This is a genomic window from Streptomyces sp. NPDC091416 (genome assembly GCF_044756845.1).
Classification (GTDB): Bacteria; Actinomycetota; Actinomycetes; order Streptomycetales; family Streptomycetaceae; genus Streptomyces.
This window is the reverse complement of record NZ_JBIVTU010000011.1, coordinates 135092-156512: the sequence shown is the minus strand read 5'-3', so window position 1 is coordinate 156512 and position 21421 is coordinate 135092. Positions and strand designations below refer to the sequence as shown.

Below are 21421 nucleotides of genomic sequence, written 5' to 3'. Positions count from 1 at the left end.
TACTCGGCAGGTCTTCGCGGGGGCCTTGCAGGGTTGCTGCGGGGCCGCGGACTACTGCGGGGGGTTGCCGTGCTTGCGGGACGGCAGGTCGGCGTGCTTGGAGCGGAGCATCGCCAGCGAGGCGATCAGGACCTCGCGGGTCTCGGCAGGGTCGATGACGTCGTCGACCAGGCCGCGCTCGGCGGCGTAGTACGGGTGCATCAGTTCGGCCTTGTACTCCTTGACCATGCGGGTCCGCATGGCCTCCGGGTCCTCGGCGTCGGCGATCTGCCTGCGGAAGATGACGTTGGCGGCACCTTCGGCGCCCATCACCGCGATCTCGTTGGTCGGCCAGGCGTAGGTGAGGTCCGCACCGATGGACTGGCTGTCCATGACGATGTAGGCACCGCCGTAGGCCTTGCGCAGGATCAGCGAGATCCTCGGCACCGTCGCGTTGCAGTAGGCGTACAGCAGCTTCGCGCCGTGCCGGATGATTCCACCGTGCTCCTGATCGACGCCGGGCAGGAAGCCGGGTACGTCCAGAAGAGTGACGATGGGGATGTTGAACGCGTCACACATCTGGACGAAGCGGGCGGCCTTCTCGCTCGCCTCGATGTCCAGGACACCGGCCAGGGCCTGCGGCTGGTTGGCGACGATGCCGACGACCTTGCCGTCCAGGCGGGCCAGCGCGCAGATGATGTTGCGGGCCCAGCGCTCGTGGATCTCCAGGTAGTCGCCGTCGTCGACGAGCTCCTCGATGACCTTGTGCATGTCGTACGGACGGTTGCCGTCCGCCGGGACCAGGTCCAGCAGGACGTCGCCGCGCCGGTCGGCCGGGTCGTCGCTCTCCACGACGGGCGGGTTCTCGCGGTTGTTCGAGGGCAGCATCCCGATCAGGTAGCGGACCTCGGCGATGCAGGTCTCCTCGTCGTCGTACGCGAAGTGCGCGACGCCCGAGGTCTCGGCGTGCACATCGGCACCGCCGAGGCCGTTCTGCGTGATCTCCTCGCCGGTGACCGCCTTGACGACGTCCGGTCCGGTGATGAACATCTGCGAGGTCTCACGGACCATGAAGACGAAGTCCGTGAGGGCGGGGCTGTAGGCCGCGCCGCCCGCGCACGGGCCGAGCATCACACTGATCTGCGGGATGACGCCGGAGGCCCTGGTGTTGCGCTGGAAGATGCCGCCGTAGCCGGCGAGGGCGGAGACGCCCTCCTGGATACGGGCGCCGGCGCCGTCGTTGAGCGAGACCAGCGGGGCACCGGCCGAGATGGCCATGTCCATGATCTTGTGGATCTTCGTGGCGTGGGCCTCGCCCAGCGCGCCGCCGAAGATCCGGAAGTCGTGTGCGTAGACGAAGACCGTGCGGCCGTCGACCGTGCCCCAGCCGGTGATGACGCCGTCGGTGTAGGGCTTCTTGGCCTCCAGGCCGAAACCGGTCGCCCGGTGCCGGCGCAGCTGCTCGACCTCCTTGAACGAACCCGGGTCCACGAGCAGCTCGATGCGCTCGCGCGCCGTCAGCTTGCCCTTGGCGTGCTGTGCCTCGGTCGCCCGGTCACTCGGTCCGCGCCGGGCCTGCTCGCGCAGTGCCAGCAGTTCCGCCACACGGCCACGGGTGTCGCTCGGCTCGCCCTGGGTTTCGTCCACAACGGTCATGTACCGACCCTACGAACCAGACCGCGAAAACCCTGCCGTCGACTCCGTACAGTCTCCTGCCCGGTTTCCTGGTGGAGCCTGACAGAAGCCTTGGGCCATGCAGGCGAAGTACCAGCCCGTACCCGTCCTCGTTTGTGGATGTTCCACAAAGGTTCACTGTGGCCTGCCGCACACTCCGGTCAGCCGGCGGGTGTCCTCGGGCTGGGCGTCCTGGACCTTCTGGATGTCCGCCAGCCTCGACCGTACCGGCTGACCGGGATGCGCCATCGTGAGCAGCACGGCCTCGTAGAACGCGTCCCGCACCGCCGCCGGCATGACGTCCGACGCGTCCAGGCAGAGCGGCACCCGCTGGTCCGCGAAGCGCCGGCTCACCTGCCGGTCGACCGTACCCGCCTTGGGCGGGACCTCGGCGTTGGCCGAGAACACCCCGCCCGTGCGGCCCCACTCCTTCTGGGCGTCCCCGGAGGCGAGCCGCCGGATCATCTCGCGGGCCGGGCCGCTCCGGCCGAAGAGCGCCGCGAAGTCGGCCGACACCTCGTGGGCCTTCACCGTATAGGGCCCGCCGGGCAGCAGCGGCGCCGAGTCGACGAAGGCGGCCCGGTCCTTGTGGTCGCCGTAGAAGGCGCGGGCGAAGGACCCCTGGTGCTCCAGGTCGCAGCCGCCGCCGAAGAGGAGCCCGGGGCCGCCGGCAGGTCCGCGGTGGTCGGCCAGCAGCATGTCGCCGGCCCGGTCCGGGTCCCGGGCGAGCATCCCGGCCCAGGTGGTCCAGGCGGCGACCACGCGGTCGTCGGTCCAGTCCAGGTCCCCGGTCGCCCAGCGCGCGTACAGGACCGGGCCCGCGCGCTGGAGGATGAGGTCCTCGATCCAGTCGCTGCCGGGCCATCCGGACGCACCGTCGTCGCCCATGCCGATGCACCAGGAGGCCAGCGGTGCGGGGCGGCGGGCCGGGGCCGGGCCGTCGCGGTACCAGACGATGGACTTGAGGTCGGCCTTGAGCGGTACCCACCACAGATCGTCGGCGCCGCCCTGCGCCCGGGGCTGCCACGGGTTGCCGTACTCCCCGGGGTCGTACAGCCCCTTCAGGGAGCGCAGCCGGCCCTCGTCCGCGTACTCGACGAGTTCGCCGACGCCCGGCAGGATCGCGATGTCGGGCGGGTCACCGGCCTGGACCTCGGCGAGCAGCACCTCGCGGGTCGCGGCCGTGCCCTGGTAGGTGTACGGGATCCCGAACCCGTCCAGGACGTCCTTGAAGCGCTGCTCCTGTGTGTCGGTCCACGGGCCGAGGATCGTCACCTCCGGTTCCGCGTCGCTGCCGCCGGGCGCCGCGAGCCCGCAGCCGGCCGCGGCCATGAACATGGCCAGGACGAGCAGGAACGCACGGGCGGGCGCGATCATCCGGTCCTCCAGTAGTCGGCGTTGAGACGCCGGCAGATACCGGCGGCCGGCAGCAGGAGGACCAGCGCGGCGCCGCCCAGCGCCCCGTAGTACGTCCAGCTCTGCCAGCTGCGGGCGGCCAGCCGGCCGCGCAGCGTGGTGGAGTTGTCGATGACGTACGTCTGGGAGCCGGCCAGGTCCGTGTGGTCGTGGGCCCGTTGCTCGATGGCGAACAGGCGGTGGCGGGCGGTGTCCAGCCGCTCCTGGGTGTGGACGGTGGCCCACAGCGGGACGACGGCGAGCGCGAGGGCCACCAGCAGCGCCGCCAGCAGCCAGGGGTCGTGGCTGCGGCCGCAGCGGGTGCGCAGCACCCACAGGCCGCTGAGACAGGTCAGGGCCAGGACGAGCAGGCCCAGTTCGGCGACGGCCCAGCCGGTGCGCTGCAGCGGTCCGAGCGAGCTGACCCGGTCCACGCGCCGCATCTGGTGCTCCTGGAGGACGTCCAGGCGCGGCACGACCCCCGTGCCCGGCCGGTCGAGCAGGGTCCTGGCCTCCGTGAACTTCTGCTGCTGCATCAGCTCGTCGTGCACGTACTTGACGGCACCGGGCGTGATGGAGGTGCTGTACGAGGTCAGCACGCCCTTGACCGTGCGCAGGACGCCGCGGCCGCGTTCCCCGTCGATCTGTACGTCGGAGAGCCGGGACAGGCCCTGGTCGGCGGCCGCCAGCTGGTTCTCGTACCGCGCTCCGGCACCGACCACCTCGTCGATCCCGTCGTCCACCGACCTCTGCGCCTCCTGATGGGCGCGCAAGAGCGCCAGCTGGGTGGCGGCGACGCCCTGGACGGCGGGGGCGCCGCGGGTACGCATCTCGCCCGCGGCGTTCTGCACCTCCCGGTAGGAGACGAGCAGGGCGGACATCGAGACGAGCGCGGACACCACCAGGACGGCCAGGTGCCGTTCCAGCAGCCGCCTGGTGCGTGAGCGGGTGCGGCGGCGGGTGCGGAAGGCGTGCGTCCACCGGGTCGGCGAGGGCATCACAGGCTCCGTCCGCAGGCGATGCAGAACCGGGCGCGGGGCCCGGCGAGATGGCGGCAGTGCGGGCACGTCACCGGCTTTCCCGTGGTGTGGCCGGGCAGTTCCAGGCCGTGGCCCGAGGCGATGTGCAGCTGCCCCCGGCGCACGGTGCCGCGGTCGACGGTCGGGCCGACCCGGACCACTCCGCGCGGGCCGTCGACGATGTCGGCCACCTGACGCACGTCCTGGAGGACCCAGGCGGCACCGATCTCGGTGGCGAGCCGGACCGCGAGGCCGAAATGCGCCTCGGCCTCGTCGCGGCTCATCGGATCGAGCGCGGCGTAACCGCGGTTGAGGGCGGTCCGCATCTGGGTGGCGGCGTTCATCGCCTGGAGCGTGCCGCCCCCGCCGCCGGTGGCCCCCGCGCCCACGGCGACCCCGGGCGGAAGCCAGCGGACCAGCAACGGGGCGATGGCGTCCCCGACGGAAACGGTGGCCAGTTGCAGCAGCACGCCGAGCGGGTCCGTGCTCGCGTCGGCGTGCACGGTGAGGAGGTAGTCGCGGGTGCCCGGCTCCCACTGGTGGGTGGGGAAGCGGGTCCGGTGCGGCTCCTCCCGGCCCGTGGCGGGTGTGAGGCGTTGCTGGCGGGGGGCCGTCTCGGTCAGTTCGACCGCGCGCACCGCCGGACGCGCGGCCACCACGACGGGCAGTTCGGGGCTGCGGACCCGGCGCAGTCGTCGCAGCGCCCCGGTGGCCGCGGGGCCGAACCGGTCGGGGGCGTGCTCGGCCGTGCCGTGCAGGCGCTCGACGACGGCGAGCAGGGGCGCGGGGTCCCAGTCGCCGCCGACCGCCAGTACGTCCGCGGTGAACGCGCCTTCGCAGGATGCGAGTTCGTCCCGGAGCGCGCCCCCGTCCCCGTCGGGCCCGGCCTCGTCCGCCGGGTCCCGGCCACTGCCGTCGGTGATCAGCAGCAGGTGCCGCAGCGGCACGGGGCGTTCGGCGAACAGTGCGCGGGCGGCGGCGAGCCAGGCCGGGTAGCCGGGTGGCGGCCGGTCGTCCGCCGCCGGGACGATCCGGCCCGCGCTGAACGCGGCGCGGCGCTTCTCCATCGCGTCGGCCAGCGCCCACCGGCCGCGCAGCGGGTAGCAGCGGGACGGCTCCCCGCTCTCGTCGGCGCCGCCCAGGACGGAGAAGGAGATCCCGTCGGGCAGGGCGCGCAGCGCGGCGGCGAGGGCCGCCGCCGCGGACTCCCGGCGTCCGGCGGCGACGTCCAGCGCGATGACGACGGCGAGTTCGACGGCGGGCACCTCGTCGCGGGGACCGATGCCGTGGGCCTTGACCCGCAGATGGGCGTCGATCCGGGTGTCGTGGTGCGGCTGCTGGTCGCGCCGGACGTCCAGGGACACCTTGAACTCCAGCCCGGACGTGGGGGCGATGGCGCCCATGGACTGCCTCCAGGGGTACGGACGGGGTACGGGCGGGTCGGGGGTACGGGGCGGCTCTCCGGGCCCTGCGGTCGGTCGTACCGGGGGCCCCTCGGCGACGACCGTCAGAAGCGGGTCTGCGGGCGGACCGCGTGGGAGAGGTCGATCAGCCGCTCGTACTCGGCCGGTCCCTGCCGCTGCCGGGCCAGCCAGCGGTAGCACTGCTCCAGCTCCGCCCGTACCGCCCGCTCCCCGGGAACCGCCGGGGGCGGCAGCCCGATCCGCAGCAGGCCGGCCCGCGGGCGCGGATCCCGGCCCGCGGCGCGGACGGCGTCGAGCTTCCACTCGTACAGCTCGGTCCGCAGCAGCCAGGCCGCCTCGTCGCCCGTGACCACCGGGGACGGTGTGCCCGGAGCCGGGGCGAGGGCGGCCAGACAGGCGTCGATCTCCGCCTCCCCGGGCAGCGGCCGGTCCCCCGTCGCGAGCCGGGCCGCCCGGATGCGGAGAGCGGCGATCCGGGCGACGGCGTGGTCGCGCGACTCGTCCGGCACCAGATCCAGGACCTCGGTCGCCGCGGCCCGGTCGCCGCGCGCCAGAGCGAGCCTGGCCAGACCCAGGGCCGCGCCGACGTGCGAGGGGTTGCGGGCGTGCACGGCCCGGAAGAGTTCGTACGCCGAGGGACCCGCCCCGGCGGGCCGGCCGTCGCCGAGCTGTTCCGCGCTGTACGCCAGCGCCAGCTTGGCCGCGTACTCGCCCGGCAGGGCCCGGTGCACAGCTGAGAAGTGCTCCAGGGCCGCTTCGAGCATCGGCTGCCGGTCGTCCAGCACATCGGCGCTGCGCAGCGCGACGAGGCCCCAGTGCCAGCTGAGCCGCCACTGGCGGACGGGCCCCGGGCCCGGTATGGCGGCGGCGGCCTGGACCTGCTCCCGGGCCGCCGCCAGGGCCTCGTCGCCGTCCTGGCCGAGCAGCAGCCGGGCGTTGTGCAGGCAGATCTCCACCGACCGCTCCCCGTGGTCCGGCTGGGTCAGCGGCTGTCCCGGGTCGTAGCTGCTGACCCCGAACCGTGCGGCCTGCGGGTCCTGCGGGTAGGGCCGGGGCACGGGCAGTCTGCGGGCGATCTCGGTCGGGGTGGGCCGCCCGGAGTCGAGGACGGGCGCCCGGGGCGTCTCGCGGCGGCCGTACAGCGGGCGGCGGAGCCAGTGCGCGTAGTCGGGTACCGAACCCAGGCGCGAACCGAGCAGTTCGGTGGACGGGGTGAAGTACGCGGAGGGTTCGGGCTGGTCGCGTTTGCCGCGCAGGGCCCGGATCTCGCGCAGCACTCCGCGCAGCTGGCCCGCCATGTCCTCGGCGGAGCCGAACCTGCGCTCGGGGTCGTGGGCCGTGGCCCGTTCCACGACCAGCCGGAACGAGCTGATGCCGAGCCCCGGCACGTCGTCGCCGACGGCCCAGCCGGCGAGTTCGGCCAGCGTGACCCCGACCGTGTGCACGTCGTGGGCGACGGTGAGAGGGCCCGTGCCGTCCGTCTCGGGTGCGGCGAACCACGGGGTGATGACGGGCGGCGGGTCCGTGGCCCCCGCCTTGCGGACGCCGCCGAGGTCGATGACCTTGATCCCGTCGAGGTGGTGGATGACGTTGGACGGTTTCATGTCCCCGTACAGGAAGCCCATGCCGTGCAGATGGGCGAGGGCCTCCAGGATCTGGCAGCCGTAGGTGATGACGTGCTCGATGTCGAGGACGAAGGCGCCCTGACGGGCCGACTCGATGACGGCCGTCAAGGTCCGGTCGCCGACGTCCTCCATCACGATGTAGCCGCCCGACACGGTGCCGTCCTCGTTGCGGGTGCTGACGAAGTCGCGGATCTGGACGATGCGTTCGTGCCGGATGGCGACCAGGCTGCGGCGCTCCTCGCCGGCCTGGGCGGCGCCGCGTTCCGCGTACCGGTTGAGGAGGCCCTTGACCGCGACGAAGTCCTCCAGGTGGGTGTCCTCCGCCAGATAGACCCAGCCCTGGCCACCGTGCGCGATGGGGCCGCGGATGCGGTACTGGTCCTGGAGCGGTGGCCCGTCCTTCGTCAGCTCGGGGCGGTAGGAGTACGCGGCGCCGCACTGCGGGCAGTACCCCTCGTCCGGCGGTGGGGCAGCCGTGTGCGGCGGGACGAGCGGGGTGCGGCACGCGTCGGCCGAGCACGTCATCACGATGCGGACCGGCTGCCCGGCGGCGGCGAGGCGCTCGGCGGGGCTGCCCGGGTCCAGCAGCGGGAGTTCGAGGAGTCCGGCGGGGCCGTGCAGCTCGGGGGCGGTGGGCAGCGGCGGCAGTCCGGGGGCGCTCTCCTCGCGGCCGCAGGTGTCGCAGTAGCCGGTCGGCTGGACGGCCCCGCCGCAGGGGGCGCCGGTGAAGCGGCGGTGCGGGCAGGGAATCCTCATCGGCGCTCCGCCGGTCCGCGTCCGGGGCGCGGGCCGGGCAGACCGGGCTGCGCGGGTCGGTCCGGCTGATCCGGCTGCCCGGGGCCGTTCGACCGGTCGAGGTCGTCACGTAACTCCCGTAACAGCTGCTTCAGTTCCGTCAGCCGGTCCTGCGGATCGGCCAGCAGTCGCAGTTCCCGCAGCCGGTGGCGGCGGGTCGCCGCGTCGACCGCGGGGCGCGGGACCAGGGAGGCCGATTCCACCATGCCCCGCAATCCGGCCCACTCCCGTTCGATGCGCTCGACCCGGCGCACCAGTACCTCGGCCCGCTCCTCCAGCGCGGGCACCAGCAACTGCCCCGCCACCTCGGCCAGTCCGGCCCCGTCGGCGCGGCGGAAGATGACGAGCAGGCGGAACCCGAGCGTCCTGACGCGTACGAGGAGCGAGACCAGCGCGACCGGGTCGGGATCCTCGTCCAGCCCGATCACGGCGAGCACGGGCCCCGATCCGGCGGGGCGGCCGCCGTCCGAACGGTCCGGGGCCCTGCCGCCCTCCAGCAGCCAGTCGCGGTAGGCGTTGCGCTGGTAGCGGGGCGGTCGCAGCTGCGCGACCAGGGTCTCGACGAGTTCCGCACGGCGGGTGGCGCCGCCCCGGCAGACGAGGTGGGCGCGGTGGAGCTGGTGCTGGAGGGCGCGGTCACGGCCGGTTCCGCGCGCGACGACCCCGAACCGCACGGCGGGTTCCTCGCCGCCCGCGAACCAGTCCCGCAGCCGCCGCTCCAGCCCCCGGTCCCAGCCGTCCGGCCCGCTCAGTTCGGCGACCAGCGGTACGAGCGAGGCGATGCGGTCGACGGGGATCATGTACGAGAACGCCAGGTCGTTCTCGACGGGCGGCGCCAGTTCCAGATCGCCGCGCCAGCTGACGACCAGCCCGACGACCTCCTCCGTCCCCGGCCGCTCGCCCCGGGTCTGGACGGCGGCGCCGCTGAACCCGGGGCGCACCACCTCCGCGTTGGTCCCGGCGTCCAGCTGTACCCAGTCGCCGTGCAGTCCGCTGATCCGGCCGCTCAGCCACATCCCGTCGTCGAAGGCCTGGGAGTAGCCGCCGATCCACACCTCCCGGCCTCGCTCCAGGCGCCTGCCGAGCGGTGCGGGCGCCGCCTGCGGGCGCGGGCTGTCCAGGGCGAGCACGGCGATGTCCTCGCCCGCGGCCCCGTCGGGGCCGGGCAGCCAGCCGTCCGGGGCGACCCGGGCGCCGACCGGCGGGATCCCGGGGCTCTCGGCGAACTCCACCCACATCCGGGCGTCCGCCTCACCGACGACGTGGGCGCAGGTCAGCATCCGGTCCTGGGTGAGGAGCACACCGGCCCCGCACACCGGTCCGTCCGCTCCGCCGCGGCGTAACCGGAGCCGCCAGTCCGCTCTCAACTCCCCCATACCGCCCGAGCGTACGCGTGCACCGGCCGTCGTTCCCAGACTCCGCGCACACTCGGGCCCCAACGGGTTACCGGACGTCGCACCGCAGGGTGGCCCCCGCCGTTCCCGGGTCCACGCCCAGCACGAGCCGCCGGCCGGTGGCGCGGACCTCGATGCCCGGGTCCGCCGAGACGACCTCGCGCACCGGCCGGTCCCAGACCACGTCGAACGGGGCGCCGCTCCGGTCGGGCCCGCTGATGCGGACGGCCGTCGTGCGCCGGCCCTCACGGACGAGGACACTGGCCGGCCCGGTCGAGGAGAGGGCTCCGGCCGCACCCGGCTGCCAGAAGTTGGCGGCGGTCAGCCCGAGCGAGCGCACGGCGACGCCCTGCACGGCGGCCGTGTTGGCGAGCACGGTCAGCCAGTGCCGGTCGGCGGCGCGGGCGGCGACGGTGCGCCGGGAGGCGCCGGGCATCAGGAGGTAGAGGTACGTGGCATCGGCGGGGTCGGTGCCGTGGTCGAGCCAGAGGGTCTGCCAGTGGCGGGTCTGCTGCTCGGTGGAGCTGGTCGTGTTGATGTCGGACCATGCGCCGGTCCTGGCCTCGCGCAGGGTGCGCAGGGCGGCGCCGCCGGGCAGCACCCAGCCGCCGTGGCCCTCCAGATGGGCCCAGCGGGGGCGTGCGCGGTCCTCCACGGTGAACGGCTGTGCGCCGTCCGGGCCCAGGTTGCGGTTGTCGACGACCGTCTCGACGGGCACCCCGTCGGCGGCGGTGATGCCCGCGCCGAGGCAGATGACCGCGTCCGCCGCGCAGAACCAGGACTTGCGGGCCTCCAGAGTGGAGCCGAGGCCCTTCACATGCTGGCCGACCGCCGCGAACTCGCCGTCGTGGGCGCCGCCGACCCACTGCACGGCGGGCTTCGGCTCGCCCCATTCGCCGCCGGCCCGGTCGGCCAGGCGCTTGGTGGAGACGGTGGTGCCGGGCAGCCGGTACCAGTCGACGGTGGGCCAGAACCAGTCGGTGTACTGGCCGCCGCCGTCCGGTCCCTGCCACCAGTAGAGCATTCCGGCCCCGGTGTGCCAGCCGCGCGGGTTCTCGCCGTTGCCGCACTCGTAGGCGCTGATCCGCTCCGAGGACATGGAGAGGTTGGCGACCCAGCCGGGGCGGCGGTGCACGGCCCGGTCCATCGCGGCGAACAGGGTGTGGCCGACGGGTTCGGGAGCGGCCGGGACGGGCGCTTCGGCCGCCGCCTGGAGCCGGGACAGGTCGGCGACGCCGAACTGCGGGGCGGCGAGGACCGGGCTGACGGTGTCCCGTTCGATCCAGCCCTTCACCATGCCGTTCCACCGGTCGCGTTCGGCGGCGGAGGCACCGCCCGCGAGCAGCGCGACGGCGGCGATCAGCCCCTGGCCATGGAAGTGGTCGCTGCGCATGATGCGGAGCTCGTCGCTCTTGAGGAGACCCCGGCTGATGGCGCGGCCGTTGACGCTGTCCATCATCAGGCCGTCGTGGATGAGCGGGGCGTAGGCGTGTTCGACGCTGTCGAGGATGATCTGGCGGCCCGGGTCGGTGACCGCCCAGGTGGATCCGGCCAGGAGGGCGAAGAGCCGGCCGAGGCCGTCGAGCATGACCTGGCCGTACGTGCCCGAGTAGGCGACCCAGGTGTGCTGGACGAACGAGCCGTCGGCGTAGAGGCCGTCGCCCTTCGTCACGTACGGGAAGACGGGCGACAGGGCGTCGCGCGCGAGCGCGGTCTTCGCGGCGTCGCGGCCGAGGATGCCGCGCAGGGCCACGGAGCGGCACAGGTCGACCCGGTTGGCGCCGGTCGAGGTGCCGCTGTAGTCGGTGAGCATGGAGTCGGGGATGAAGTGGTCGACGGCGGCGCAGGCGGCCGCGACGCGCTCCTCGCCGAGGTGGGGGCGCAGGACGGCGACGATGTCCATGAGCAGGCGGGGGCTGCCGATCTGCCACTCCCACCAGTTCCCGTACCGGGCCGTGGACGGGTTGTAGACCGTCGCGGAGAGGTGGTCGAGGCCGCGGAGGACGTCGGCGAGGAGGCCCTCGTCGCCGGTGTGGCCGGTGCCCTGCTGGGCGTACGCCTGGGTCATCGTCCACAGCCGGCCGTAGCTCCAGGTGATGCCGGACGGCGGGTCGAAGGTGTGCCCGGCCCAGAGGGAGCCGGCGGCGGGCGCCATCGTGGCGCGGAACTCCGCGGCGAGTGCGCCGGTCTCGGCCAGTTTGGCTGCGTAGGGCTCGGTGGCGGGGTCGTAGCCGGTGCCGAGCGAGAGGTCGTTCCAGCGCAGCCGGAGCGTCTCGAACTCGTCCTGCGCCGCGCGGGCCGTCGGGGCGAGCGCCAGGCCGAGTGCGGTGGCGCTGCCGGTGGCGAGGAAGGTGCGGCGGGACCAGGCTGGCAGGAGCGACACGGGGCTACCTCCGGTGGGCGCGTGGTGGGGGGCCTGCAAAGGATGGTGCGCGGAAGGGCGGGGCCGCCAGAGGCCCCGCCCTTCCCGGTGGAGCGGGGTTCAGCTTCCGCAGTGGAAGCGGGCGTTGCCCCAGTCGGCGTGGTCGTTGCCGTTGCCGTCGCCGCCGTCACCGGCGATCAGCTCGACGTACTTGGCGCCGGTGACGTCCGCCGTCAGCGACCAGGCGGTGTCGGCGGCCCTGAGGACCGGCGACTTCACCTTCTCGGTGCCGTCCGCCGTCACGGAGAACTGCACGCTTCCGGCGCTCTTCTGCACGTCGTCCACGCCCACCTCGGCGGTGAAGGAGGTGCACCTGCCGCCCAGGTAGTAGCGGATGCTCGCCGGTGCGTGGCTGCCGAGGCCCTTCTCGTACACCGTGGAGCCGATGGTCAGCGCGGTGCCGTCGCCGGTGCCGGTCTCGCCGTTGGAGAGGTCGCGCTCGACCGGTCCCCAGCCGTTCTGGGTGGCGGTCCAGTCCAGGTCGCTGGCCCAGCTGTCCGTGGTGGGCGGCGGCGGCAGGGTCCGCACCGAGGTCTGCGCACCGAGCGTCCGCCGTGCACCGCCGACCGTGTAGGCGGCCTCGGAACTCAGCGGGTACGTCCGGTACTCGGCGTCCACCGGCGGGGTGACCTGCCAGCTCGCGGTGACCTTCGTGCCGGCCGCGACGGAGTCGAAGGTGACGGCTCCGGCGGGCTCGGCCTGCCAGCCCTCGGGAAGCGTGAGGCCGACCGAGACCGCGGTGGCCGCGGTGGCCTCGTAGTTGGTGAAGCTCGCCTTCACGGTGTTGGCCGTGCCCGGCTCCAGGGTCTCGGCTGCCGGGTCGAGGCTGAGCGTGCCGCAGGCGGCCTGCTCACCGGCGGGGGCCGCGCCCAGGTCGGTCACGGTGAAGGAGTCGAGGACGAAGTCGGCGCCGTCGGGGGCGTCGCCGCGCTTGCGCAGACCGGTCCAGGTGTCGCCACAGCCCGCCGTGACGGTCTCGGTGAAGTGCCCGGTGGTGTGCTGGGCGCCGATCGCGGTGGCCCGGGTCTCGACGGAGTCGGGTGCGCCGTCCGCGGTGATCCGGTCGTAGCCGTCGACCCATTCGTAGGCGCCGGCGTGGCTGGACTGGTAGTCGTACTCGACCTTGTAGCGGTGGCCGTCGGTCATCGGGACGGTCCAGGGCGCGGTGCGGTAGACGAGTCCGGTGTTCTCCTCGTGGGCCTTGAGCGACTCCTTGCCGCCGAGCACGTCGTCGATCAGCTTCCCGTTCCAGCCGGCCTGGGTGTACGGGGCGTGCAGCTGGGAGACGCTGGTGCGGGGGTCGGTGGAGCCGCCCGCGTCGCCCTTGAGGAAGGGGCCCCAGCCCTGGTCGACGTCCTCGAAGTCCTCGTGGACGACGGTGTCCGCCTTCGTGGCCGGGGCGTTGGCGACGATGCGTACGTCATCGGCGCGGACGGTCGCCGCGCTGCCGCCCGCTGCCTCGATGCGCAGGGTGGTGCGCCCGTTCGCCGGGGCGGTGAAGTTCACCTTGGCGCGCTGGAAGTACGTGCCGTGCCAGTCGGACGCGGCGACGTAGTCCTTGGCGGTGGAGCGGTCCACGGCGACGGACTTCCCGCCGGCCGACAGGGTGGTGTGCCGGGTCTTCCCGGGCTGGACCTCGATGAGGGCGGACGCGGTGTAGCGCGTACCGGGCTTCAGTCCGCCGATGGTCTGGGTGAGCGCGGCCGTGCCGGTGCCGGAGAGCTTGGCACTGTTGCGGCCCTGGCCGTCCGTGTCGCGGGCGGTGGTGCCGGTCCTCGACCAGTCGCTCAGCCTGTTGTCGTTGAAGCCGGGGTCGTCGACCAGGGTGCCCTCGCCCCACTGGGCGTCGGCGGCCTTCGGCGCCTTGTCCGGGTAGAGGACGTACGGCTGCCCGGCCTTCGCCTTCAGCGTGATCCTCCCGCCGACGGGACGGACCGTGCCGGTCTTCACCCGGCCGTTGTCGGTCAGCTCGTAGACCGTGTACGAGCCCTTGGAGGGAACGTCCCAGGTGCTCGTACCGCCGGACTCGCTGTAGTGGTACAGCTTCTTGCCGCCGTCCCACGGGAGCAGGTAGCCGGTGCCGCTGAGCACCTTGCGGCCGTGGTCGTAGAAGGTCCGCTCGCCGTCCTCGACCGTGCCGCTCACGCCGCCGGTGAAGGTGATGTCGTTGCCGTCCCAGCGGGTGATCTTCTGCTGCTGGAGGTACTTCGCGGGCAGGTTGCGCTGCCAGATGTTGTCGTAGAAGGAGTTCCAGTCGGTCTCGCCCGTCCAGCCCTCGAACTCGTCGATGGCGCTCTGGCCGAGCACCGGGTCGTTGTTCCAGACGTCCTTCTCGCCGTTGCGGATGAACCGGATGATCTTCGAGTTGAGGCCCTTGTTGGTGGCGCCGCCGTAGTCGAGGTCGTTGGCCCAGTGCGACCAGAGCGAGCCGCGCTCGAACTTGTCGGCCCATTCGCTGGAGACGTTCCAGCCCTGCTTCTGGAGGGACTGGAGGGTCTTGTCGGCGATCCAGCCGTGCGTGTAGTAGACGTCGATGTACAGCATGCTGAGGTTGCTGTTCGTCTCGTCCCGCAACTGCTGGAAGCGCTTGGCCAGGTCACCGCTGTTGATGTCGCGGCGCTGGTCGATGTAGTAGCTCTGGTTGAGCCAGTTCCAGCCGGGCTTCGTCTTGTCGACGAGGTTCTCATCGAAGGCCTTCGCCTCCGGGTACGCCTCGGTGGCGTTGACGTGGACGCCGAAGGTGGCGCCCCACTTCCTGCCGTCCTTCAGGAGCTCGTTGAGGTCCTTGAGACCGCCGGCGCGCTTGTTGTAGTTGCCGCCGTAGTCGGGGTGGGCGGAGTCGTGGCCCTCGGAGGCGTATCCCTTGAGGAGCGCGAGCTGGCCGAGGCCGTCCGTGGACAGGGAGATTCGCTTGACGTCGTCGAGCGTGCGCAGGAAGGGGTGGGTGGCCTGGCTGGCGAAGTTGAACGGGATGTGGGTGACGACGCGGTCCGCGGTGTCCTTGCTTCCCGGGGCGACGACGCCGATGGAACGGAAGGCGACGGCGCCGTCCTGCCAGTCGACGGTTCCGTCGCCGTTGGCGTCGGGCGTGACGACGACCTTCGCCCAGGGCAGGTTGTCGCCGCTTTCCGGCTTCGGCGCGCCGTCGCCGCGGTAGGTCCACTGGCCGGACCAGACGCCGACCCGGGTGGAGCCGTCGTCCGCCTTGCGGGCCTGGTGCCAGAAGCGGGCGTCGTCGCCGCCGGTGGCGCCGGACGGCTTGTCGTACGAGGAGTTGGACTCCACGGCGGCCGCGAGCGATCCGGTGTTGAGAATCGCGTAGGTGCCGCCGACCGGTGCCGCGTCGGCCTTCGTGGCGTCGGTGACCTTGGCGAAGACGTCGGCGGTCCTCGTCGAGTCGGGGTCGAGCTTCGTGAAGGCGGTCGCGGCCCCGGTGTCGGTGCTCGCGACGGAGACGAGGTCGTGGCCGGGGATGTCGATCGTGCCGACCCGGAACGCCTCGGTGTCGCGGACCGCGGTCACCTTGAAGGTGGTGGTCCGTCCGGAGACGGAGAGCGAGGCGTCGATCTCGACACCGGGCAGACCGGCGAAGACCAGCGTGTAGCGGGCGGCCGACGCGGTGATCTCGGGGGCGCCCTTGAGCTGCACCGGGTGGGCGGTGCCATTGAGGGTGACGGCGGTGACCGGCCGGGTGCTGCCGGACAGTGCGGCCCCGGTGGCGCGGTCGGTGTACGAGAGGACGCGCGGGAAGTCGTCTGCTACGGCGACGGCGAGCTGCGCCGATCCGATGACGGGCGCGTCGGCCGGGACGGCGGATTCGGCCGCGGCGGAGGCGGGGGCGGCGGCTGAGGCGGGTAGGGCGGTCCCGGCCAGAGCCAGGACGGCTGCTGTGGCGGCGGCTGCGGCGCCCACCGAAGTAAATCTTGGCGACATGTGCTCTGCGTAGTCGTCGTGTCGTGACACCGTCAACGACGTACGGCCCCGAGGGCCTCTCCAGTCCAACAACCGTGCCGCGTAAGTCCAAGTCCGTGTGCGCAGGTCATGGCGCCCGCCGTGTTCAGTTCCTGATCACGGCAACGCGCCGATTTCATCGCTGCCCCGCCAAATACCGGCCACCTGCGTCGAGTTGTGAAGACTTCCTTCTTTTGAGAGCGCTCTCAGTCGCAAGTCTTGACGCCCGTCCCGGCCGTCGCGAGAGTGGTGCGCACCGCGGACGCCCCCGTTCCGTCTTCCCTCACGACCACCCCGTCCGCGGCCCCCCACAGACCCGGAGCCGCCCCATGATTTCGCGCAGAATGTTCCTCTCCGGCGGCGTCGCCGCCTCCGCGACCGCGCTCACCTATCCCCTCTGGGGAAGCGCGCTGAGCCCGCACGCGTCGGCGTCCGCCGCGACCTGCGAACTGGCCCTGGAGAACCGCTCGCTGCCCGGCCGGGTGAACGCCTACGTCACCGGCCACGAGCAGGGCACCGACCGCTGGGTGCTGCTGCGGCCGGACGGCAGCGTCTACCGCCCCGACTCCCCCGCCGCGCCGCAGACCCCGCTCCCGGTCGACTGCGCCATCCCGCTGAACGCGGCGGGCGGCGCCCCGGTCGTCCTGACACTGCCTCAGATGTACGGCGCCCGGGTCTACTTCGTCCGGGACGACACCCTGGACTTCTACCTCAACCCCGGCCCCGCCCTGGTCGAGCCGGCCTTCGCCACGTCCACGGACGCGAACTACGGGCGCACCTGGTCGTTCTGCGAGTTCACGTTCAACCCGCAGCAGCTGTACGCGAACATCAGCTACGTCGACCTGGTGACGGCGCTGCCCATCGGCCTGAGGCTGGAGGGCGACGCCACCCATACGGTGGCCCCGCTCCCCGACGGTGCCGTACAGAAGATCGCCGACGGCCTCACCGCGCAGGCCGCCGCCGACGGCCAGCCGTGGGACCAGCTGGTGACGCGGGGCTCGGACGGCAGCGTGCTGCGGGTCATCTCGCCGCAGAACCTGATGGCCCCGTTCTTCGACCGGCCGGACCAGATGCCGTTCCGCGACCTGTTCACCGCGCAGATCGACGAGGTCTGGGAGAAGTACCGCTCGACCGATCTGCGGATCGACCTCCAGGGCGGACGCGGCGTCTTCACCGGGCGGGTCAGCGGCGACACCCTGACGTTCAACGGCGGTCACACCTTCACCAAGCCCGTCTCCAAGGACATCTTCACCTGCAACCACGGGCCGTTCACCAACAATCCGGGCGACTCCGACGACAAGAAGGGCCTGCTGGCCCGGCTCGCGGCCGGCTTCAACCGGTCGATCATGCTCAGCCACCCGGACCAGCCGAACGGCACTTCGGTGGCGGACTACTACCAGGGCGCGGTGACCAACCACTGGTCGCGCATCGTCCACGCCAACAGCCCGATCGGCTACGCCTTCCCGTACGACGACGTACGCCCCGACGGCGAGCCCGATGTCTCGGGCGCCGCGAATGACGGCAACCCGAGGCGCTTCACGGTGACCGTGGGGTCCTGAGTCCGCCCCGGTCCGCGCCCCCGTCCTCCGCAGCCGGCCCGGCGGACGGGGGCGCGGGGCGCGTTCCCCGGGTACGGTCCGGTCCGTCACGGGAGCTGCCCGAGCCAGGCGGTCAGCAGGCGGTTGACCTCGTCGGGGCGCTCCTGCTGGATCCAGTGGCCGCAGCCGTCCAGCAGGTGGGAGGCGGTCAGAGCCGGGAGCGTCGCGGGAAAGGCGTCGATGGCATCGGCCATCCACGTCGTGGAGGCGTCCAGCGCACCGCCGATGAAGAGGGACGGCTGCGTGACCGGGGCCCCGTCGAACCGGGCGAGGTCCTCCCAGTCACGGTCCATGTTCCGGTAGCGGTTGAGGGCCCCGGTCATTCCGGTGCGCTCGAACTCCCCGGCGTAGAAGTCGAGATCGTCCTCGCTCAGCCATGCGGGCAGCACGCCGGCCGGGAAGCGGTCCCGAAGACGGCCGCCGTCGCGGGCCACGAAATGCGGATCGGGCTCGCCCGCCGCGGGCATGGTGTCGGCGGACAGGGCCGCGTAGAAGCCCGCGAGCCAGCCCCGGACATCGGGTTCCATCTCCGCCTCCGCGCGGCCGGGCTCCTGGAAGCGGGAGACGTAGAACTCCTGCTCGGGTCCGCCGATCCCGCCGAAGACCTCGGTGGGGCGGGGGCCGCCGCGCGGTGCGTAGGGGACGCTCAGCAGGGCGACGGCGCGGAAGACCTCCGGGTGGAGCAGGGCGGAGGCGGCCGCGATGTTGGAGCCCCAGTCGTGGCCGACGACCACCGCGCTCTCCTCCCCGAGGGCGCGCACGACGGCGACGTTGTCCGCCACCAGGTCGAGCATCCGGTAGGCGTCGACCGCGGCCGGCCCGGAGGAGCGGCCGTAGCCGCGCACGTCGATCGCCGCCGCCCGGTACCCGGCGGCGGCGAGGGCCGGGAGCTGGCGCCGCCAGGAGTACCAGGACTCGGGGAAACCGTGAACGAGCAGGACCAGCGGGCCGGTCCCCTGCTCGACCAGGTGAAGGCGCCCGGCCGGGGCCTCGACGACGCGGTGGCGAAGGCCTGCGGACAGCTCGGACGGCATGGGTCTCTCCTCGGTTCACGGTCGGACGCGGCTACCCGTCGATCATGCGGCGGCGCGGCCCTCGGAGGCGAGCAGCCTTGCCGCGCTGGCAAACTTGCAGACGAGAGGCATGGGATCGGCGCGACCGGAGGAGGCCGGACGGAAATGGCGGACGACGGGACGGCTGCCGCGATGGCGGCCATGGGCCCCCGGCTGCGGGCCGCGCGCGAACACCGGGGCGCCACGCTCACCGGCGTCGGCCGCGCGACCGGCATCTCCCTCAGCACGCTGTCGCGCATCGAGACCGGCCGGCGCAGGCCCACCCTGGAGGTGCTGCTGCGGCTGGCGAAGGAGTACGGCGTCCCACTGGACGAGCTGGCAGGCCTCTCCCCCGGGCCCGGGCCCCGCGTCACCGCGTCGCAGCGCCTCGGCGACGACAAGGCGGTGCTACCGCTGACCCCGTACGTCGGGGGCCTGCACGCGCACAAGCACGTCCTGCCGCCCGTCGAGGAGCCGTCGGAGCGGCCGCGGCAGATCTCCCACGACGGATACGAATGGCTGTGCGTCCTGTACGGGCGGCTCTGGCTCGCACTCGGCGAGCAGGACCTGATCCTGGCCGCCGGAGAGGTCGCCGAGTTCGACACCCGCACCGCTCACGGGGTCGCCAACGCCGGATCCGGCGGGCCGGTCGAATACCTGGTCATGTTCGGGCCGCAGGGCGAGCGCCTGCGGCAGCGCACCCCGCCGGCCCCGGGCCGCGGAGCCCGGTAGCCCGCGGCCCGAGGGCCGGGAGCCCGCCGGGCTCCCGGCCGGAGCCGCGGGAGCCTTCCGGCGCCCCCGCGGCTCCGGGCCACGAACCGTGCGGCGCGGGTCAGCAGCCGCCGCAGTTGTAGTACGTGACGTCCCAGTGGTTGCCCTCGTCCGCGTAGACGTTGCCGGAGCCGGACTTGTACTGGGGCGCGCCGTCACCGCGCACACCGATGTAACTGAACACGCCGTGCACGTAGTTGGTGAGACAGGTGGTCTTTCCGAAGTCGAGCTTGTAGCCGTTCCAGTGCGAGTACGTGCCGCTCGCGTGCCCGGTCTCGGTGCCACCGGTGATGTTGAGTGCGCAGCCCGTGGCGCTCTTGAGGGTCTGGGCACCCTGGGCGGTCGCCAGATTGAGCTGGTCGAACGACGTGCAGGTGGAGACGTTGCGGTTGGAGCAGCCGCCGGAGGACGACCAGGTGACGCCGGACGAGCTGAATCTGGCGGTCGCCTGGCTGTGGGTGAGCTTGGTGACGGCGTAGGCGTCCGTCGTGCCGGCGACGACACCGATTCCGGGGGCGAAGAGGACGCCGAGCACGAGGGCGAGGGCGGTCAGGACGGGGCGCAGCGTCATACGGGACACCATGGGGAGACTCCTCCTGTGCATGACAATGGGGCAGGAAGGATATTGCCCGAGTTCTACGCGCGTCCGCCAGAGGGCCGTCGGTGACGGTCACGTGAATACACCGCGCCCCGAACCCGCACCGCCACCGCCTCCCGTAACAGTCCGGGTCGCGGATGTTGAACTTTGAACAAGATGGGTCTACAGTGAATCTCGTTGAAGGTTAAACAACAACTCGAGCCCCGCTCGATCACGTCCCCGAGGAGGAGCCATGGCTCTGTTCAACCGCAAGAACAACGACGCCCCCGCCGCCACCACCGTCGCCGTCGACCCGGCCCTGGCCGCCCTCACCGGCGACTACGCGATCGACCCGGCCCACAGCAGCATCGGTTTCACCGTCCGTCACGCGATGGTCACCAACGTGCGCGGCTCCTTCGGTGAGCACGAGGGCAGCCTGAAGCTGGACGGCAGCGACCCGGCCAACTCCGCCGCGACGATCGACGTCAAGATCGCCAGCGTGGACACCGGCATCGCCGACCGTGACGGCCACCTGGTCAGCGGCGACTTCTTCGACGCCGAGAAGTTCCCCCTCATGACGTTCCGCTCGACGGCCGCCGAGCAGCTGGGCGGCGACAAGTACCGCGTCACCGGCGACCTCACCATCAAGGACGTCACCCGCCCGCTCGCCATCGACCTGGAGTTCAACGGCTCCGCGACGGACGTGTACGGCAACGAGCGCGTCGGCTTCGAGGGCAGCGCGGACATCCTGCGCTCCGACTGGGGCCTGACGTGGAACGCGGCGCTGGAGACCGGCGGCGTGATGGTCAGCGACAAGGTCAAGCTGAACTTCGACATCTCCGCGATCAAGGCCGCGGCCCCGCAGGCCTGACCTCCCGGGGACACCCCGTACCGAGCGCGCCCGCCTTCCGCCCCTTCCCGGGGAGGACGGCGGGCGCTCGGCGTGTGCGCGGCGGCGGCTGCCGAAGACGTCGGCAACCGCCGTACGACGGCCGACGCTCGGTTGCCGGACGGTCGTACCGCCCGAACCGCCGGGCGGTCGCCGGATGCCCCGTCGGGGTCACCAGGTCAGCCCATGCTCTTGGCGCCGTCGATCGACTCCCGGATGATGTCGGCGTGACCGGCGTGCTGAGCGGTCTCGGCCATGATGTGCATGAGCACCCGGCGCGCCGACCACCGCACGTCGCCCTCGAACCACGGGGCCTTGGGCAACGGCTGGGTGGCGCCCAGATCGGGCAGGGCGGCGATCAGCTCGTCGGTCTGCCGGGCCACCTCCGCGTACTCCTCCAGCACACCGGCCAGCGTCTCGCCCGGCAGCATCCGCATCTCGTCGGCCCGCTGCGCCCAGTCGGCCTCGGTCATGGCCGTGAAGTCCGGCATGACCGACGGGCCGTCCACGATGAAGCGCGCCCAGCTCCGCTCGGCGCCGGTGACGTGCTTGATGAGACCGCCCAGACACAGCTCGCTCACCGTGGTGCGCAGCCCGGCCTGCTCGTCGGTGAGGTCACGGGTGGTGAAGCGGAGGAAGTGCCGGTGGTTGGCCAGCATCTCCAGCAGATCGGCGCGCTCGCCGGTCGGGGCCGGGGCATCGGTCGCCTTGCTGATGGTCATCTCGCTGACAGTCATGATCCCTGCCTTCTGTGTGTCCCTGTTCCGCCGTCGAGAGACACGTTAGGAGCCCTATAGGTCAGCTCCTGACCTGATCGGCGCGCGCCCGCAGGCCGTGCGCGGCACGTGTCCGCGCG

The 21421-nt window shown here is 72.6% G+C and carries 14 protein-coding genes; 3 read left to right on the top strand and 11 right to left on the bottom strand.

Going from position 1 to position 21421, the window contains the following annotated elements; genetic code table 11:
• Nucleotides 1-51: 51 nt before the first annotated feature.
• From ACIQMX_RS29440 to ACIQMX_RS29405, 8 genes are all read right to left on the bottom strand, one after another.
• A complete protein-coding gene (locus tag ACIQMX_RS29440) occupies nt 52-1635 on the bottom strand; it encodes an acyl-CoA carboxylase subunit beta (protein ID WP_363067722.1) in 1584 nt (527 codons plus the stop codon).
• 153 nt (nt 1636-1788) lie between these two features.
• A complete protein-coding gene (locus ACIQMX_RS29435; protein ID WP_363067724.1) occupies nt 1789-3030 on the bottom strand; it encodes a carbohydrate ABC transporter substrate-binding protein in 1242 nt (413 codons plus the stop codon).
• Nucleotides 3027-4046 carry a hypothetical protein gene (locus tag ACIQMX_RS29430; protein WP_402482585.1) on the bottom strand — a complete coding sequence of 340 codons (1020 nt, stop codon included), beginning with the start codon at nt 4044-4046 and terminating at the stop codon, nt 3027-3029. Before ACIQMX_RS29430 ends, ACIQMX_RS29435 begins: the two co-directional genes overlap by 4 nt.
• Nucleotides 4046-5470, bottom strand: a complete 1425-nt coding sequence (locus ACIQMX_RS29425) for a hypothetical protein (RefSeq protein ID WP_402482582.1) — start codon at nt 5468-5470, stop codon at nt 4046-4048. Before ACIQMX_RS29425 ends, ACIQMX_RS29430 begins: the two co-directional genes overlap by 1 nt.
• A gap of 104 nt (nt 5471-5574) precedes the next feature.
• Entirely contained in the window at nt 5575-7872 is a 2298-nt protein-coding gene (locus tag ACIQMX_RS29420) for a tetratricopeptide repeat protein (RefSeq protein WP_363067730.1), read from the bottom strand.
• On the bottom strand, nt 7869-9287 hold the full coding sequence (locus ACIQMX_RS29415; protein ID WP_363067732.1) for a serine protease: 1419 nt from the start codon (nt 9285-9287) through the stop codon (nt 7869-7871). Before ACIQMX_RS29415 ends, ACIQMX_RS29420 begins: the two co-directional genes overlap by 4 nt.
• 67 nt (nt 9288-9354) lie before the next feature.
• A complete protein-coding gene (locus ACIQMX_RS29410) occupies nt 9355-11688 on the bottom strand; it encodes a polysaccharide lyase 8 family protein (RefSeq protein ID WP_402482578.1) in 2334 nt (777 codons plus the stop codon).
• A 99-nt stretch (nt 11689-11787) separates the two neighbouring features.
• Nucleotides 11788-15660 carry an endo-alpha-N-acetylgalactosaminidase family protein gene (locus tag ACIQMX_RS29405; protein ID WP_402482575.1) on the bottom strand — a complete coding sequence of 1291 codons (3873 nt, stop codon included), beginning with the start codon at nt 15658-15660 and terminating at the stop codon, nt 11788-11790.
• 347 nt (nt 15661-16007) lie between these two features.
• Between ACIQMX_RS29405 and ACIQMX_RS29400 the strand changes: the two genes are divergently transcribed.
• A complete protein-coding gene (locus tag ACIQMX_RS29400) occupies nt 16008-17237 on the top strand; it encodes a glycoside hydrolase family 64 protein (protein ID WP_402482572.1) in 1230 nt (409 codons plus the stop codon).
• 86 nt (nt 17238-17323) lie between these two features.
• Here ACIQMX_RS29400 and ACIQMX_RS29395 read toward each other — a convergent pair whose 3' ends face one another.
• Complete coding sequence (locus ACIQMX_RS29395) at nt 17324-18310, bottom strand: alpha/beta fold hydrolase (RefSeq protein ID WP_402482570.1); 987 nt, start codon at nt 18308-18310, stop codon at nt 17324-17326.
• Nucleotides 18311-18454: 144 nt separating this feature from the next.
• Between ACIQMX_RS29395 and ACIQMX_RS29390 the strand changes: the two genes are divergently transcribed.
• The gene (locus ACIQMX_RS29390) at nt 18455-19060 is read left to right on the top strand and encodes a helix-turn-helix transcriptional regulator (RefSeq protein WP_363067740.1); all 606 of its coding nucleotides are present in this window, start codon (nt 18455-18457) and stop codon (nt 19058-19060) included.
• Between the two features lie 100 nt (nt 19061-19160).
• Here the strand turns inward: ACIQMX_RS29390 and ACIQMX_RS29385 are convergent, their stop codons facing one another.
• Nucleotides 19161-19682, bottom strand: coding sequence for a hypothetical protein (locus ACIQMX_RS29385; protein ID WP_363067742.1), 522 nt, complete (start codon nt 19680-19682; stop codon nt 19161-19163).
• Nucleotides 19683-19929: 247 nt separating this feature from the next.
• On the opposite strand from ACIQMX_RS29385, the gene ACIQMX_RS29380 reads away from it, so the two are divergent.
• Nucleotides 19930-20547 carry a YceI family protein gene (locus ACIQMX_RS29380; RefSeq protein ID WP_363067744.1) on the top strand — a complete coding sequence of 206 codons (618 nt, stop codon included), beginning with the start codon at nt 19930-19932 and terminating at the stop codon, nt 20545-20547.
• Nucleotides 20548-20744: 197 nt separating this feature from the next.
• Here the strand turns inward: ACIQMX_RS29380 and ACIQMX_RS29375 are convergent, their stop codons facing one another.
• Complete coding sequence (locus ACIQMX_RS29375; protein WP_363067746.1) at nt 20745-21302, bottom strand: DinB family protein; 558 nt, start codon at nt 21300-21302, stop codon at nt 20745-20747.
• Between the last annotated feature and the right edge of the window lie 119 nt (nt 21303-21421).